Consider the following 14,094-nt stretch of genomic DNA (forward strand, 5'->3'; position numbering starts at 1 on the left):
CAACGGGAGCGGAGCATGTTTCATGCGCCGGCGACGGGCGGGAGCCCCCTCCGGAGCTGTTCCAAGAAACGGGCGCTCAGCGCAGCGCGCGGGTCCAGCGGTGCAGGATGTCCTTGCCGGCGGGACGGGTTTCGACCAATTCGAAGCGCGGCGCCTCTTCCAGCCGTCCGATGCCCAGTGCGCCGATTGACGGCAGCCCTTCGGCACCGATGCCGATGCCCGCGGTGAAACCGATCAGCTCATCCACGAGATCAAATGCCAGGAGCGAGGCCGCCAGCGCGCTGCCGCCTTCGCAAAACACCCGGGTCAGCCCCTCCTGCCCCAGCTGCTGCAGGACATCGCCTGCATCCAGCTGCACCCCATGCGAGGCGCAGGGGATCAGTTTGGCGCCCAGGCCCTCCCAGGCCTGGATCCGCTCGTGGTCAGCCCCATGGCCGTGGCAGAGCCACACCGGCACCTCTCTGGCGGTACGGGCCAGCTGCCCCATCAGAGGCAGATCGAGATGGCGGGAGATCACCACCCGCACCGGCTGGCGTTCCACACCGAGATCGCGAACCGTCAGCGAAGGGTCGTCGGCCCGAGCGGTGCCGCCGCCAACCATCACTGCGTCATGGCGGGCCCGCATCGCATGCACGGCGCGGCGGGCCTCAGGCCCCGTGATCCACTTGCTTTGCCCCGAGCCGGTTGCGATGCGGCCGTCGAAACTGCTGGCGAGCTTGAGCGTCACCAGCGGGCGGCCCTGCTCGGTCTTCAGGAAAAAACCCGCCAGGTCGCGCGCCGCCTGTGCGCCCCAGACCCCGGTGACCACGTCGATGCCCGCGTCCCGCAGCATCTGAAACCCTTGGCCGGACACTCGCGGGTCGCTGTCCTCCATGGCGGCAACAACCCGCACCACACCTGCATCGATCAGCGCCTGGGAACACGGCGGCGTTTTCCCGTGATGGGCACAGGGTTCAAGCGTCACATAGGCCGTCGCACCACGTGCTGCCGCGCCCGCCTGGGCCAGCGCCTCGGTCTCGGCGTGGGGGCGCCCGCCCGGCTTGGTCCAGCCGCGCCCGACAACCCGGGCGCCCTGCACAATGACACATCCGACCGAGGGGTTCGGCCAGCAGTTGCCCTGGCCGCGCCGTCCCAGGGACAGCGCCAGCGCCATAAATCGGTGATCGGTGTCCATTATTCTTCCGGCGCCACCGGCGGGCGCAATTCGTGGACAAAGTCCTCAAAGTCGTCTGCCGCCTGGAAGTTCTTGTAAACGCTGGCAAAGCGCACGTAAGCCACAGTGTCGATCCGGGCCAGCGCCTCCATAACGATCTCGCCGATCCGCTTGGAGGGAATATCGGTCTCGCCCATGCTTTCCAAGCGCCGCACGATGCCGGAAATCATTTGATCGATCCGCTCCGGCTCAATCGGCCGCTTCTGCATCGAGATGCGGATCGAGCGTTCCAGCTTGTCGCGGTCAAAGTCCTCGCGCTTGCCGTTGGACTTGATCACCACCAGATCCCGCAGCTGCACCCGCTCATAAGTGGTAAACCGGCCGCCGCAGGCCGGGCAGAACCGGCGCCGCCGGATCGAAACATGATCTTCGGCAGGACGTGAATCCTTGACCTGAGTGTCGATATTTCCGCAAAATGGGCAGCGCATCCGCCTGCTCCCTCAATCCTGTCAGCCTATTCTTAGTGCCCGGGCCTGCCCGGTTATCCACAACTATAGGCCACCCTCCAGAATTTGGGTAGAGGGGATTTTTTGCCGCTAGATAAAGAGGTTCAACCCAGATGGGCGGCCACCCGCCGCTGGTGCGGCGCGTCGCGGTGCTCAAACAGGTAGATGCCCTGCCAAGTCCCCAGCACCGGTGCGCCGCGGCTGACCGGAATGGACAGGCTCACCGGCATCATGGCTGCCTTGATATGGGCAGGCATGTCGTCCGGGCCCTCATAGGTATGGCGCAGGTAAGCCATCGAAGGGTCGCTGGAGGGCGGCACCAGGCGGGAGAAAAAGGCCTGCAGATCGGTCTGCACTTCGGGATCGGCATTTTCCTGGATCAGCAGCGAGCAGGAAGTGTGGCGGACAAAAAGTGTCAGAAGGCCGTCCTGCCTGCCGGCCTCTGCCAGCCATCCCCGCACTTCGCGGGTGAACTCATACAGCCCCTGGCCGCGCGTCTGGATGGTGAATTCATGCTGCATGAGGCCTTTGTGGCCGAAAGCACCCCGGCGGGCAAGACGGGTCAGACAGGGCCACCCTGGCAACACCAGCCAGTCAGGGCAGGGTCAGCACCGCAGAGGCTGCTTACCAGCGGAAGGGATCCTTCCCGGGCAGATAGTCGTAGCAATAGGTCTGCGCCGAGGAGACCATGAGGTTATCACCCGGCTCGCGGATATTCAGCGACAGGCGCGATGAAGTGTCCGCGCCGGGCGGTGCGCCAAAGGCAAACTGCACCGCCTTGCGGCCAGGGCGGTTCACCGACGGGCCGACGCCCCGCCAGACATAAATGCGCTGATTGACCGGCGCGCGCAGCTGCCGGATGGCAAAATCGCCAATCCCGCACCAGTAGTCCTGCGCGCCGGAGCCGACCCGGCTTACCACTTCCCACACGCCTTGCGACACCGGCAGCACCTCATGGCGGTTCAGTGCCCGCCAGGCTGAGGCCGCCGCGGGCAAAAGAAGAACAGCGCCAGTCAGCCCGGCAATGAAGCATCTGCGGAAATTCATCTCTGTTCTCCTTTCCTGCACCGCGCCCAGCCCATGAGCGGGACGGCATTCAACGCCTGCCCGGCAGCCGGAAACAATAATCATAAGCCCGCTGCACGCTCAGGCTTTGGCCGGCCTCCAGGCTGTTGATATTGCCACGGCTCGCCGCCGGTGCCAAATCCGCGTTCAGCGTGAACTGCACGGAGGAGACCCTGCCGGTGGTTTCGCTGGGCCCCAGCCCGCGGGTGATATACAGGTCGGCGTTCCATGGCGCCTTGAGCGTGCGCTGCGCGTGATCGGCTGCAGCGCACCAGAATATCCGTCCGGAAGCGATCCCAGGAACAACTTCGAAAACATCTTGCGAAACCGTGTTGATACGTGCCGCCCGCCGGTCATTCCAGGCCGCGGCCGGCTCCGGCAGCACAACTGGCAGCGCAGCGGCAAGAGACAGGGCAGCAATCCAGGTTTTCATGTCAGACCCCTTTCAGTCTTTGTGAGTGGTGCCTGCCACCCAGGCAGGTACTGAAAAAAGTAAGAAGACCGGAAACACATACCAGTCACACTGCCGTGCAGCGGCATCACAAAACCGCCACTGTCACTTTACCGGATGAAAAGGTATGGTTTCACAGATGCTTGCCGAAGTCCTGGCCCGAACACGCTCCGCCGCCTTCAGGCGCATCATGACAGGTATCGGCGGACACGCCTCCCCCTTGCGGCAGTACAGAAAGAACATCCGGCAGCGAAGCGCGGTATGCCACCACGCGAGCTCTGTGGCGGCCGCCCCATGCAGCCTGAAGGCGGATCTTTTGAATCCCGCCCCGCCTACAGCACAGAGTTTGGTGCGCAGTAACCATATCCGCGCTGCACCGACATGCTCTCGCCGGGGCGGAACCCCAGTGAGAGCCAGCCGTTTTTGGGCGGCACGCCGGCCCGCTCCGGATACAGAGTGAACTGGACCGAAGAACGGCGGCCGGTGGTCACGCTGACGTCGCGCCCGCGCACGACGTAGAATTTGTCAGCCCAGCCGGCCCCCAGCTCACGGCGGGCATATTCTGCAGCCGCGCACCAATAGTCCCAAGTGCCGCCTGCCCCGCGCGGAACCACCTCATAGACCACGTCGTTGACCGGCAGAACCCGTACGCCGCGGCTGGTGGTAAAAGCATCTGCAGCAGTGGCGGGAAGCGCGGTGAGACAGGCCAGGCCGAATGCGGAAATGAGGTTTTTCATGCGAAAATATCCCTGTGTTCTCCTCAACATAGGGACTGCATGCAGGGGCTCCAAGAGGCATGAGCCGGTTTTGCCCCGGCCTCTCGCAGATGTGTGGAACGCAGGCTCAGGCGCGTGCGGGAAACGGGATGATCTCGGCGCTTTGCGGCTGGCGGCCGAGCACTTCTTCCAGGATGGCCAGCGCCGCTGCATTGGGCGCGGAGCCGGTTTCGGGATGAAACCTGTCCCGCGCCTGCCTGCGCAGCAAATCCTTGGTCTCCGGGCCATCCAACTGCTTCAACGTGCCGCCCTGTTCCGCCAGCGCCTCGACCATGAACCGGTTGGCCGTGACCAGGTCGTTCAGCGACTGGAGCTTGCCGGTCAGCGCCAGCAGCGCCTCGTTCAGATCGGTATGAGCAGACATCTTCTTCCCCCCGGAAGTGGTAAACGGCGATGCGTGCAATTTTATGGGCTGCACACTGGCCGGACAATGGCGGGGTTACCAAATGGTTAACGCCTGAGATCCAGGTCTGGCAGCACCAGATAGCCATGATACCGCACCAGAAGCCCAATGCGCGGCAGGCTGGCGGAGATATCAAAGCCCAGATGCCCCTCTGGCGTCTCATATTCCACCGACGCGCTGTGCGGGCACAGCGCGCGGGGCAGAGCCAGGCCGAACAGCCGCACGTATTCCACCGAAACCAGCAGTGCGCCCTGCTGCAAGCTGGCACTGAGTTCCAGCTCGACAGGTCCGAACCGTTCCAAGGCCCGGCCTCTGCGCGGATCAAAGCGCAGGTGTGAGCGGGTCCGGTGATTGCCAAAACTGCGCTGCCAGATATGACCCCTGCCCTGCGGCGTGACGTCCAGCCGGAACCGGGTTTGCGCCATCGGCGGCGGGAAGCCTGCGAGGGCGGCCAGAAGCCGGGCCCAGCGGGTGCCGCCCTCGACTGTGACGATGCCCTCGCAATGTGCAGGCGGCTCCGCATGAAACCGCATCAGCACCGGCGGCACGTCCAGCTTTCCAGCAGCAATGATGTCGCCAAAGGCGTCCCTCATGCCCCCAATCCCCCCTCGGCAAAGCGGGCGCGGACCTTGGGGCCGGGGATCATGCAGCTGCCAAACCGGCCGAACAGCCGGTACCGGTTGCGGGCGACGCTGAAATAGAGCGGATCCTTCAACCACCCTGGCAGGAAACGGCAGACAGACAGCAGCCGCCAGGGCCAGGGCAGCACCCGCATCGCGGCGGCAAAGGCATCCAGCCGCTGATGGGTGCGGCCATCGACGATCACCAGGTTGGTCTCAAACTCATCCGTGGGCAGGCCAAGCTCCCGGTAAAGCCGCTGCCCCAGCGGCGATTGCGCGGTGGCAAAGGAAAACCGTTCCTCGCGGTCATGCCGCAGCATGAACTGGAAAAACCGCGAACACAGCACGCATTCGCCGTCGAAGACGATGAGATTGCTATGTGTCAGCCGAGTGTTTCCCACCGTTCAATACCACTTCAAGCGACCACTTCTTCAACTTCAGCCGCACTCCAATTGTACGCCAAAACACGTCCCTGCTCTGATCTCAGTCCGGGCCACCCGCCGTATTTGTCCATGGCTTTCGGCGAGGGTTTCATTTCCCCTGATCTTAAACTCTTCTGATCCACCACAACGGTTGCAACGTCAGGCAAGTTTGCCTGCTCACAGATCGCGCGCACCAAATCCAGAGGAGCGCCAAGCAGCCTGTGCTCACCCTTACGCCCAATCAGCTCAGCCATTTCTCCATATGAGACAAAAACCTGTTCACTGGATTGCCTCAGTTCAGCATATGCATGGATTATTCTCTTTGCCCAATATTCGTTATTCGCCATAAATTCCTCAAAATTGCCTCTTCAAAATGAAAAGGCGCCCCGCGGGGCGCCCTAAAATTTACTGGTCCAGGAAGCTGCGCAGCTTGCGCGAGCGGCTGGGGTGCTTCAGTTTCCTGAGCGCCTTCGCCTCAATCTGGCGGATCCGTTCGCGGGTCACGCTGAACTGCTGGCCGACTTCCTCCAGCGTGTGGTCGGTGTTCATGCCGATGCCGAAACGCATCCGCAGGACCCTCTCCTCACGCGGGGTGAGCGAGGCCAGAACCCGGGTGGTGGTTTCCTTGAGGTTTTCCTGAATGGCGCTGTCGAGCGGCAGCACCGCATTCTTGTCCTCGATGAAATCGCCCAGCTGCGAATCTTCCTCGTCCCCGATCGGGGTTTCCAGCGAGATCGGCTCCTTGGCGATCTTCATCACCTTGCGGACCTTTTCCAGCGGCATCTGCAGCTTGTCCGCCAGTTCCTCCGGCGTCGGCTCGCGGCCGATCTCGTGCAGCATCTGGCGGCCGGTGCGGACCAGCTTGTTGATGGTCTCGATCATGTGGACCGGAATCCGGATGGTGCGGGCCTGGTCGGCAATCGAACGGGTGATGGCCTGGCGGATCCACCAGGTCGCATAGGTCGAGAACTTGTAGCCGCGGCGGTATTCGAACTTGTCCACCGCCTTCATCAGGCCGATGTTGCCCTCCTGGATCAGGTCCAGGAACTGCAACCCGCGGTTGGTGTATTTCTTGGCAATCGAAATCACCAGGCGCAGGTTGGCCTCGACCATTTCCTTCTTGGCCTGGCGGGCTTCTTTTTCGCCCTTCTGGACCTGCTGCACGATGCGGCGGAATTCCGAGATATCCAGACCGACATACTGGCCGACCTGCGCCATGTCGGCGCGCAGTTCCTCGACTTTGTCGGTGGAGCGTTCAATGAACATCTGCCAGCCGCGGCCCGGCTTTTCGCCCATCTCAGACAGCCAGTTCGGGTCCAGCTCGCGGCCGCGGTAGGCGTCGATGAACTCGCGGCGGTTGATGCGGGCTTGGTCGGCCAGCTTCACCATCGAGCTGTCGATCTGCATGACGCGGCGGTTGATGCCGTAGAGCTGGTCGATCAGCGCTTCGATACGGTTGTTGTGCAGATGCAGCCCGTTCACCAGCTCGACGATTTCCGAGCGCAGCGACTGATAGCGCGCCTCGTCCTGCGCGCTGAAGGAGCCGTCCTCGTTCAGGGTGGCCGAAATCCGGCTGTCCTGCATTTCGCTGAGCTCGGCGAAGTCGGTGGAGATCCGCTCCAGGGTGACCAGCACCCGGTCTTTCAGCGCAGCTTCCATCGCGGCCAGCGACATGTTGGCCTGATCGTCGTCGTCATCGTCGTCATCATTGGCAATCGGGTTGCCGTCGGCGTCGAGCTCCTGGGTTTCCTCCTTGGCGACAGGCTTGGCCGCCTGCACTGCGGAGGTGTCAACAACCGGCTCTTCCTCTTCGCCGTCTTCATCCATCTGGTTGCCAAAGGTGGCCTCCAGGTCGATGACGTCGCGCAGGAGAATGTCCTCGGACAGAAGTTCGTCGTGCCAGATGGTGATCGCCTGGAAGGTCAGCGGGCTTTCGCAGAGGCCCGCGATCATCGTGTTGCGGCCCGCCTCGATGCGTTTCGCAATCGCGATCTCGCCTTCACGGGACAACAGCTCCACCGAGCCCATCTCGCGCAGGTACATGCGCACAGGGTCGTCGGTGCGGTCCAGCTTTTCGGTCTGAGCACCAGCCAGCGCAACCTCGCGCGGGCCCTCGGTGGTGGCCAGTTCGGTCGAACCCTTCTGTTCTTCCTCTTCGGCTTCTTCGTCCTCAATGATGTTGATGCCCATTTCGCTGAGCATCGACATCACGTCTTCGATCTGTTCCGAATTGACCTGATCCGGCGGCAGCACCTGGTTGAGCTGATCATAAGTGATGTAGCCCTTCTCGCGGGCCTCGGCGATCATCTTCTTGACCGCGGCTTGGCTCATATCCAGCGAGATTTCGGCGTCCTGATCGTCAGGTTTGCGGTCGTCGGTGTCTTTGGCGGCCATTCATTGCTCCATATCAGGGGCTGCGGGGGTCGATTCGCTGAGGCGAATCATTAGCGCGATCATCTGATTCGTCACCCCGTTTACCCAATTTTCCTGTGCTCTTCCTTAGCAAAACGCAGAATCACCCCGCGTGTTACTTCTCGGAGAAGCCGATCCGGTCCAAAAGGGCGCCGAAGGCGTCGCGCTCATCCCGGTTGAGCCGCGCGCCATTCTTGCCCACGTCATAGGTTGCCTTGTCCTCATTTTCGCTGCGCACGGCTTTGTTCTTGGCCTCAGCCGCCTGCCGCAGCCGCCAGGTCAGCGCCTCATCCGCAAGCCCGTCCAAATCTTCTTCGGCTTCCGCCAGTTCCGCGTCCAGCCCGCGCCGCGCTTCGAGTTTTGCGAGCTCCTCGGCCAGGGTCATGCTGGCCAGTTCAGTGTCGCCGGGTTTGCGCAGGCAGGGGATGATTGCGACATGGCGAAGGGCAAAGAGGTTTTCAAGGGCATGGGGCCCCAAAGACCAGTCAATTTCCTCCCGCAGCCGGTCCGGAGCGCTGATCCCGTGGCGCAGCACCATATCGCGCAGGGCCGCCAGGTCCGGGTCCGCGCAGTGCAAGCGCTCCAGGCTGGTCTCAAACTCCGGGATCACATCCGGCGTGGTGATGGCCGTGGCCAGGATCACCGCTTCGCGCATAGATGCAAATGATTCATCATCCGCCCCCGCCACCAGCGAGGCCCTTGTGGTTGCCCGCGGCTGCGGGATCGGGCCAAAGCCCTTGCCCGGTTTCCAGGGCGCGCGGGCGCCGTCACGGAAGCCGCCGCCCTTGCCGCCCCGCTGCTGATAGCTGCCGCTGTCACGGCTGCCGCGGAACAGCTGCCATCGCATCTCCTTGACGTCTTCGCCGTAGTGTTTGCGGATCGAGGGGTCGCGGATCAGCTTGATCTTCTCGCGCAGGCTTTTGTCCAGTGCCGCCTTGCGCTCCGGGCTGTCGAAGACCTTGCCTTCGGTCTCGCGCTGCCACAGCAGTTTGACCATCGGCATCGCCTGATCCAGCACCGCCTGCACCGCTTCAGGGCCTTCGGAGCGGATCATATCGTCCGGGTCCTTGCCCTCAGGCATGATGGCAAAGCGCAGCGACTTGCCCGCCTCCAGCAGGGGCAGCGCCAGGTCGATCAGCCGCATGGCCGCACGCAGGCCTGCCTTGTCGCCGTCCAGCGCGATGACCGGCTCATCCGACATCCGCCACAGCATCTGCAGCTGGTTTTCAGTGATTGCGGTCCCGAGCGGCGCCACCGAAGACTGGAAACCGCCCTCCGCCAGCGCGATCACATCCATATAGCCTTCGGCCACCACCAGCGTGGAACCGCGCCCCGAGGCGGCGCGCGCAGGCCCGTGGTTATAAAGACTGCGGCCCTTGTCGAACAGCTCTGTCTCGGGCGAGTTCAGGTATTTGGCGTTGTCGTTCGGGTCCATCGCCCGGCCGCCAAAGGCAATCGCCCGGCCGCGCGCATCGCGGATCGGGAACATGATCCGGTTGCGGAAGGTGTCATAGGGCTTGCCGCCTTTGTTCGAGGGCTTGGCCAGACCCGCACCGATGATCAGATCCTCTGGCACGTTCTTGCCGCGCAAAGCATCCCACAGGTTCTGCCAGCCATCCGGGGCAAAGCCGATTTCCCAGCGGTCCAGCGCCTGTACCATCATCCCCCGGCGCTGCAGATAGGCGCGGGCATCCTGCGCCGCCCCGGTTTTCAGTTGCAGGCGGAAGAACTGCACCGCCTGCTCCATGACATCTGCCAGCAGCGCCCGGCGGTCCTGTTTCTCCTGCGCGCGCGGGTCGCGCTTGGGCATCTCCATGCCCGCTTCCTGCGCCAGGATTTCCACCGCCTCCATGAAACCGACATTCTCGGTCTCCTGGACAAACTTCAACGCGTCGCCCTTGGCGTGGCAGCCGAAACAGTAATAAAACCCCTTGCGGTCCTCGACGTGAAAGGAGGCGGTCTTTTCATGGTGGAACGGGCACGGGCTCCAGTAATCGCCCTTGCCCGGCTGTGATTTGCGCTGGTCCCACATGACCTTGCGCCCGACAACATCAGAGATGCTGATGCGGGTGCGCAATTCATCCAGAAAACCGGGCGGCAGCGACATGTCAGTTCGACTGCAGCTGCTGCTGCATCGCCTGGATCTGGTCCCAGTTCTGCAGGCACTGCTCCTCGAAAGCCGCGCCAAGGTCCACGCCTTTCAGGTCGCGCCGCTTCATCGCGTAGACGTGGGAGGCCAGCTGCGGGATCGCGTTGGAGAAGGCTTCGGGCCATTCCGGCTCGCTGTCCAGAATGACCTGCTCCACCTCTTCCTGCTTCACCCGGTCCAGCCGCGCCTGCTGCACCGCGGCCATGACCTGGCCCTGGTATTTGCAGCTTTCTTCTTTGGTTTCAGAAGCATAGGCCGGAGCCGCCAGCAAGGCGGCTGCAAGGGCGATGCGGATCATAGATGCGCTCCGGGAATCAGTTGGTGATTCCCGAAAGATTACCCCCGCGCCGCCACGGCTTCCATGGCTGTTTTCAAATCATGCACAAGCGTTTTTGCCATCGAGCGGAACACCATGATCTGGAACACCTGCGGGCCGGTGCGGGTGACAGACGCCATCATATGCTTCAGCTCCGCCCGCACCGTATGGCCGCGCTTGAAGACCTGGTTCCGCAGATCCACAGGCACCAGCCGCGCCAGCACCTCCTCGGCGCCCTTGCCCTCCAGTTTCACCACCGCCCAGGCGTCGCTCTGATCGGTCAGCGCTGCATGTTTTGCCAGCTTGGCATCCGGCACCGGCCCCATCAGCAGCGCCATGTCCCGGCCGAACCAGACAGCCCGGCTGCCCGCCTTGCCGGTCGCCCGGTTCGGGGCCGGAAACGCCATGCCATGGGCCGCCTCCAGCGCCTTGCTCAGCTTGTCCTGCTGGCCTTTGAAAGGCGCCACCGCCCACATGTTGCCGGGGTGTTCTTCGGTCAGGCTCATGCCGCCGATGGTTGCCGGAACCAGCCCTTCACAGGGGCTTTTTGCAATCAGTTCAGCCACGAGCACGCCCTCCTTCCGGGTCAAAGAACACAGGCGAGACAACCTCGCACAGGGTATCGACACCGCGCATATGGTCGACCAGGCGCACGGTTTCGCCGATCCGGTCCGGGCCTTCCTTCAGAAACGCCAGGCCGATCGGATGCCCCAAAGTCGGTGAATAGCCGGCCGAGGTCACATAACCCTGATCATAGATCCGCTCCACCGGGTCGCCGGGCGTGAACAGATGGGCGCCTGCGGTGATTTCCTTGGCCGCGCCCACCGGTTTCAGGCCCACCAGACGCATCCGGTCTTCGGCCATCAGCCCCTCACGGGTGGACATAGGCTTACCCAGGAAATCCTTCTTCTTGGACATCATCCCCTGCAGGCCCAGGTCAAAGGCGGTCACGGTACCGTTGATCTCGGCATGGGTAATCAGCCCTTTCTCGATCCGCAGAACATTCAGCGCCTCCATGCCATAGGCACCGCCGCCCATCGCCTCGGCCCGCTTCAGCAGCTCGCGGAACAGAGCCTCGCCATAGCGCGCAGGCACCGCAACCTCATAGGCATGCTCACCCGAGAAGGAGATCCGGAACAAGCGGCCCTTGACGCCCAGCACAGTCGCCTCGCCGCAGCCCATGAAGGGCCAGGTCTCGCCGTTCACATCCTCGTCCAGCAGGCCGTTCAGCAGTTCCTGCGACTTCGGCCCGGCGACGGCAAACTGCGCCCACTGCTCTGTCACCGAGGTGAAGCGCACGTCCCATTCCGGGTAGAGCGCCTGGGACACAAACTCCATATGCGCCATCACCTGCCCCGCCGCGGCGGTGGTGGTGGTCATGACAAAATGGTTCTCCCCCAGCCGCGCAGTCGTGCCGTCATCCATGACAAAGCCGTCTTCACGCAGCATCAGCCCATAGCGGACCTTGCCGACCTTCAGCGTGCTGAAGGTGTTGGTGTAGAGGAAATCCAGGAACTTGCCCGCATCGGCGCCCTGGATGTCGATCTTGCCCAGGGTGGACACATCGCAGATGCCCACCGCATTGCGCACCAGCGTCACCTCGCGGTCGCAGGACTGGCGCCAATTGGTCTCGCCCGGCTGCGGGAAATAGGCGGCCCGGTACCACAGGCCCACCTCCAGCTGATGCGCGCCGCGATTGTCGCTCTCGCCATGCGAGGTCAGGAACCGCTGCGGCTTGAAGCCCTCATCTGTGGCCCCTGCCCCCATTGCCCCCAGCGACACCGGCACGAAAGGCGGGCGGAAGGTGGTGGTGCCGGTCTCGGGGATTGTCCGCCCGGTGGCATCCGCCAGCACCGCCAGCGCCGCCACGTTGGAGTTCTTGCCCTGATCGGTCGCCATGCCTTGGGTGGTATAGCGCTTCATATGCTCGACCGAGCGGAAATTCTCGGTGGCCGCCTGCTTCACATCCTTGACGGTCACGTCGTTCTGGAAATCGAGCCAGGCGCGCCCCTTGCCCGGCACCGCCCAAAGGGCAGCGATGCGGTAGGGATCATCCTCGGCATCCGGCAGATCGGCAGCCCCAGATTTCAGGCCCAGCGCCTCCAGCACCTTGCTAGCAGCCTCAGCGCCCTCGCGCAGCGCACCAGCGGTCGAGAAGGTGCCGTTACAGGCGCCTGCTGTAACCATGCCAGGCACTGCGCCCTCGGTCGGTACAAAGGCCAGCGCTTCGCGGTTCCACTGCGGGCGGCTGTTCAAATGGCAGGTCAGGTGCACAGAAGGGTTCCAGCCGCCGGACATCGCCAGGCAGTCGGTCTGGATCTTCTCCTCGCCTTTCACTGAGCGCACGGTGATGCTCTCGACACGCTGGCGGCCCGAACTGCCGCAAACCTGCGCGCCCTTGATTACCTGATACGGGCCGTCCACCGGCGCGTCATGGCGGCTGTCGATCACGGCGGCGATATGCACGCCTGCGTCATGCAGATCCCGCGCCGTCCGGTGTGCCTGATCGTTGTTGGCAAACAGCGTCACCCGCTCGCCCGGCGCCACGCCCCAGCGGTTCAGATAGGCGCGCACGGCGCCGGCCATCATGATGCCAGGGCGGTCATTGTTGCGGAACGCCACAGGCCGCTCGATCGCGCCTGCCGCCAGCACCGCGTGTTTGGCCGCAATCCGCCAGTAGCATTCGCGCGGCAGATGGCTGCCCTTCAACGAATGCCGCCGCGGCAGATGGTGCGAGACCCGCTCCAGCGCGCCATAGGTGCCCTGGTCATAGGCGCCGGTGACAGCGGTGCGGGTCATCAGCCGCACATTGTCCATCGCCTCCAGCTCAGCCAGCACCTCGGCGGCCCACTCATAGCCCGGCTTGCCGCCAATCTCTTCACGCTCCGCCAGCAGGCGCCCGCCCATGCGGCTGTCTTCCTCACACAAGATCACATCCGCCCCGGCACGGCCCGCGGTCAGCGCTGCCATCAAACCCGCAGGCCCGGAGCCGATTACCAGCACATCACAGAAGGCAAAGGCCTTCTCATAAGTGTCGCGGTCCGCCTCGCCCGACAGCGCCCCCAATCCGGCCGCATTGCGGATCATCGGCTCGTATACTTTCTCCCAGAAGGCCGCCGGCCACATGAAGGTCTTGTAGTAGAACCCCGCGCCAAAGAATGGCGCCGCCAGGTCGTTCACCGCCATCACGTCGCGTTCAACCGAAGGCCAGCAGTTCTGGCTGCGCGCCTCCAGCCCTTCGAACAGTTCCTGCTGGGTGGCGCGGATGTTCGGGTCCTGCTCGCCGCCGGTGCCAACGGTCACCAGCGCATTCGGCTCCTCGCTGCCCGCGGTCAGCACCCCGCGCGGGCGGTGGTATTTGAACGACCGCCCCATCAGATGCACGTCATTGGCCAGCAGCGCCGAGGCCAGCGTGTCGCCTTCCAGCCCCATCATGTGGCGGCCATTGAAGCCAAAGGTGATAGGCTTGGCGCCCTGATTCAAACCTTTGCCGGGAAGTCTCATTTCTCACCTCCCAAGCCAGCCTCGGAGGCCAGCTGCACGTCCAGAATCTCATGGGTCGCGGTATTGCGGGTGACCTTCAGCCAGGAATTGCAGCCCATCTCGTGATACCACAGCTCATCCAGCGGCCCTGCCGGGTTCTCGCGCAGATGCACATATTCATGCCAGGCATCCAGATCCGCGCCCTCCGCCGGGCGCACCAGCGCAGCCCCTTTATAATAAAACTCGCGGCGATCCCTCTCACCGCAGACCGGACAAGTGATCCTCATGACCAGCGCCCTTTCATCTTTCCAAAAATACTCCAGGGGTGAGGCCGCAAG

General features: G+C 63.5%; 16 protein-coding genes. All 16 read right to left on the reverse strand.

Annotated features, from left to right (window positions below):
- Positions 1 to 76 precede the first annotated feature (76 nt).
- On the reverse strand, positions 77 to 1,174 hold the full coding sequence (gene ribD / locus ACXAEH_RS09130) for a bifunctional diaminohydroxyphosphoribosylaminopyrimidine deaminase/5-amino-6-(5-phosphoribosylamino)uracil reductase RibD (protein WP_475032162.1): 1,098 nt from the start codon (positions 1,172 to 1,174) through the stop codon (positions 77 to 79).
- The gene (gene nrdR, locus ACXAEH_RS09135; RefSeq protein ID WP_475032164.1) at positions 1,174 to 1,641 is read right to left on the reverse strand and encodes a transcriptional regulator NrdR; all 468 of its coding nucleotides are present in this window, start codon (positions 1,639 to 1,641) and stop codon (positions 1,174 to 1,176) included. The genes ribD and nrdR overlap by 1 nt, the downstream gene beginning before the upstream one ends.
- A 122-nt stretch (positions 1,642 to 1,763) precedes the next feature.
- Positions 1,764 to 2,180: a secondary thiamine-phosphate synthase enzyme YjbQ gene (locus ACXAEH_RS09140; RefSeq protein WP_475032165.1), complete on the reverse strand. Its 417-nt coding sequence runs from the start codon at positions 2,178 to 2,180 to the stop codon at positions 1,764 to 1,766.
- 103 nt (positions 2,181 to 2,283) lie between these two features.
- Positions 2,284 to 2,706, reverse strand: a complete 423-nt coding sequence (locus tag ACXAEH_RS09145) for a hypothetical protein (RefSeq protein ID WP_475032166.1) — start codon at positions 2,704 to 2,706, stop codon at positions 2,284 to 2,286.
- Positions 2,707 to 2,755: 49 nt separating this feature from the next.
- On the reverse strand, positions 2,756 to 3,157 hold the full coding sequence (locus tag ACXAEH_RS09150) for a hypothetical protein (protein WP_475032167.1): 402 nt from the start codon (positions 3,155 to 3,157) through the stop codon (positions 2,756 to 2,758).
- A 350-nt stretch (positions 3,158 to 3,507) separates the two neighbouring features.
- Entirely contained in the window at positions 3,508 to 3,912 is a 405-nt protein-coding gene (locus ACXAEH_RS09155; protein ID WP_475032169.1) for a hypothetical protein, read from the reverse strand.
- A 106-nt stretch (positions 3,913 to 4,018) separates the two neighbouring features.
- Positions 4,019 to 4,315 (reverse strand): hypothetical protein, encoded by a 297-nt coding sequence (locus ACXAEH_RS09160; RefSeq protein ID WP_475032171.1) that lies wholly within the window; start codon positions 4,313 to 4,315, stop codon positions 4,019 to 4,021.
- Positions 4,316 to 4,401: 86 nt separating this feature from the next.
- Positions 4,402 to 4,947, reverse strand: coding sequence for a DUF4166 domain-containing protein (locus ACXAEH_RS09165; protein WP_475032172.1), 546 nt, complete (start codon positions 4,945 to 4,947; stop codon positions 4,402 to 4,404).
- Complete coding sequence (locus ACXAEH_RS09170) at positions 4,944 to 5,375, reverse strand: thiol-disulfide oxidoreductase DCC family protein (protein WP_475032173.1); 432 nt, start codon at positions 5,373 to 5,375, stop codon at positions 4,944 to 4,946. Before ACXAEH_RS09170 ends, ACXAEH_RS09165 begins: the two co-directional genes overlap by 4 nt.
- 14 nt (positions 5,376 to 5,389) lie before the next feature.
- Positions 5,390 to 5,743, reverse strand: a complete 354-nt coding sequence (locus ACXAEH_RS09175) for a hypothetical protein (RefSeq protein ID WP_475032174.1) — start codon at positions 5,741 to 5,743, stop codon at positions 5,390 to 5,392.
- 58 nt (positions 5,744 to 5,801) lie between these two features.
- Complete coding sequence (gene rpoD / locus ACXAEH_RS09180) at positions 5,802 to 7,790, reverse strand: RNA polymerase sigma factor RpoD (RefSeq protein ID WP_475032176.1); 1,989 nt, start codon at positions 7,788 to 7,790, stop codon at positions 5,802 to 5,804.
- Between the two features lie 133 nt (positions 7,791 to 7,923).
- Positions 7,924 to 9,915 carry a DNA primase gene (dnaG, locus tag ACXAEH_RS09185; protein WP_475032177.1) on the reverse strand — a complete coding sequence of 664 codons (1,992 nt, stop codon included), beginning with the start codon at positions 9,913 to 9,915 and terminating at the stop codon, positions 7,924 to 7,926.
- Between the two features lies 1 nt (position 9,916).
- Positions 9,917 to 10,255 (reverse strand): hypothetical protein, encoded by a 339-nt coding sequence (locus tag ACXAEH_RS09190; RefSeq protein ID WP_475032178.1) that lies wholly within the window; start codon positions 10,253 to 10,255, stop codon positions 9,917 to 9,919.
- Between the two features lie 38 nt (positions 10,256 to 10,293).
- Entirely contained in the window at positions 10,294 to 10,839 is a 546-nt protein-coding gene (locus ACXAEH_RS09195; RefSeq protein ID WP_475032180.1) for a sarcosine oxidase subunit gamma, read from the reverse strand.
- Positions 10,832 to 13,777, reverse strand: a complete 2,946-nt coding sequence (locus tag ACXAEH_RS09200; RefSeq protein WP_475032181.1) for a sarcosine oxidase subunit alpha family protein — start codon at positions 13,775 to 13,777, stop codon at positions 10,832 to 10,834. The genes ACXAEH_RS09195 and ACXAEH_RS09200 overlap by 8 nt, the downstream gene beginning before the upstream one ends.
- Entirely contained in the window at positions 13,774 to 14,043 is a 270-nt protein-coding gene (locus tag ACXAEH_RS09205; protein WP_475032182.1) for a sarcosine oxidase subunit delta, read from the reverse strand. The genes ACXAEH_RS09200 and ACXAEH_RS09205 overlap by 4 nt, the downstream gene beginning before the upstream one ends.
- Between the last annotated feature and the right edge of the window lie 51 nt (positions 14,044 to 14,094).

The sequence above is a fragment of the Leisingera sp. ABM4_060 genome (assembly GCF_056158765.1).

What these genes read in the sequence shown, in the direction of transcription:
- ribD (WP_475032162.1), bottom strand. Translation starts at nt 1,174, where the DNA reads ATGGACACCGATCACCGATTTATGGCGCTGGCGCTGTCCCTGGGACGG.
- nrdR (WP_475032164.1), bottom strand. Translation starts at nt 1,641, where the DNA reads ATGCGCTGCCCATTTTGCGGAAATATCGACACTCAGGTCAAGGATTCA.
- ACXAEH_RS09140 (WP_475032165.1), bottom strand. Translation starts at nt 2,180, where the DNA reads ATGCAGCATGAATTCACCATCCAGACGCGCGGCCAGGGGCTGTATGAG.
- ACXAEH_RS09145 (WP_475032166.1), bottom strand. Translation starts at nt 2,706, where the DNA reads ATGAATTTCCGCAGATGCTTCATTGCCGGGCTGACTGGCGCTGTTCTT.
- ACXAEH_RS09150 (WP_475032167.1), bottom strand. Translation starts at nt 3,157, where the DNA reads ATGAAAACCTGGATTGCTGCCCTGTCTCTTGCCGCTGCGCTGCCAGTT.
- ACXAEH_RS09155 (WP_475032169.1), bottom strand. Translation starts at nt 3,912, where the DNA reads ATGAAAAACCTCATTTCCGCATTCGGCCTGGCCTGTCTCACCGCGCTT.
- ACXAEH_RS09160 (WP_475032171.1), bottom strand. Translation starts at nt 4,315, where the DNA reads ATGTCTGCTCATACCGATCTGAACGAGGCGCTGCTGGCGCTGACCGGC.
- ACXAEH_RS09165 (WP_475032172.1), bottom strand. Translation starts at nt 4,947, where the DNA reads ATGAGGGACGCCTTTGGCGACATCATTGCTGCTGGAAAGCTGGACGTG.
- ACXAEH_RS09175 (WP_475032174.1), bottom strand. Translation starts at nt 5,743, where the DNA reads ATGGCGAATAACGAATATTGGGCAAAGAGAATAATCCATGCATATGCT.
- rpoD (WP_475032176.1), bottom strand. Translation starts at nt 7,790, where the DNA reads ATGGCCGCCAAAGACACCGACGACCGCAAACCTGACGATCAGGACGCC.
- dnaG (WP_475032177.1), bottom strand. Translation starts at nt 9,915, where the DNA reads ATGTCGCTGCCGCCCGGTTTTCTGGATGAATTGCGCACCCGCATCAGC.
- ACXAEH_RS09190 (WP_475032178.1), bottom strand. Translation starts at nt 10,255, where the DNA reads ATGATCCGCATCGCCCTTGCAGCCGCCTTGCTGGCGGCTCCGGCCTAT.
- ACXAEH_RS09200 (WP_475032181.1), bottom strand. Translation starts at nt 13,777, where the DNA reads ATGAGACTTCCCGGCAAAGGTTTGAATCAGGGCGCCAAGCCTATCACC.
- ACXAEH_RS09205 (WP_475032182.1), bottom strand. Translation starts at nt 14,043, where the DNA reads ATGAGGATCACTTGTCCGGTCTGCGGTGAGAGGGATCGCCGCGAGTTT.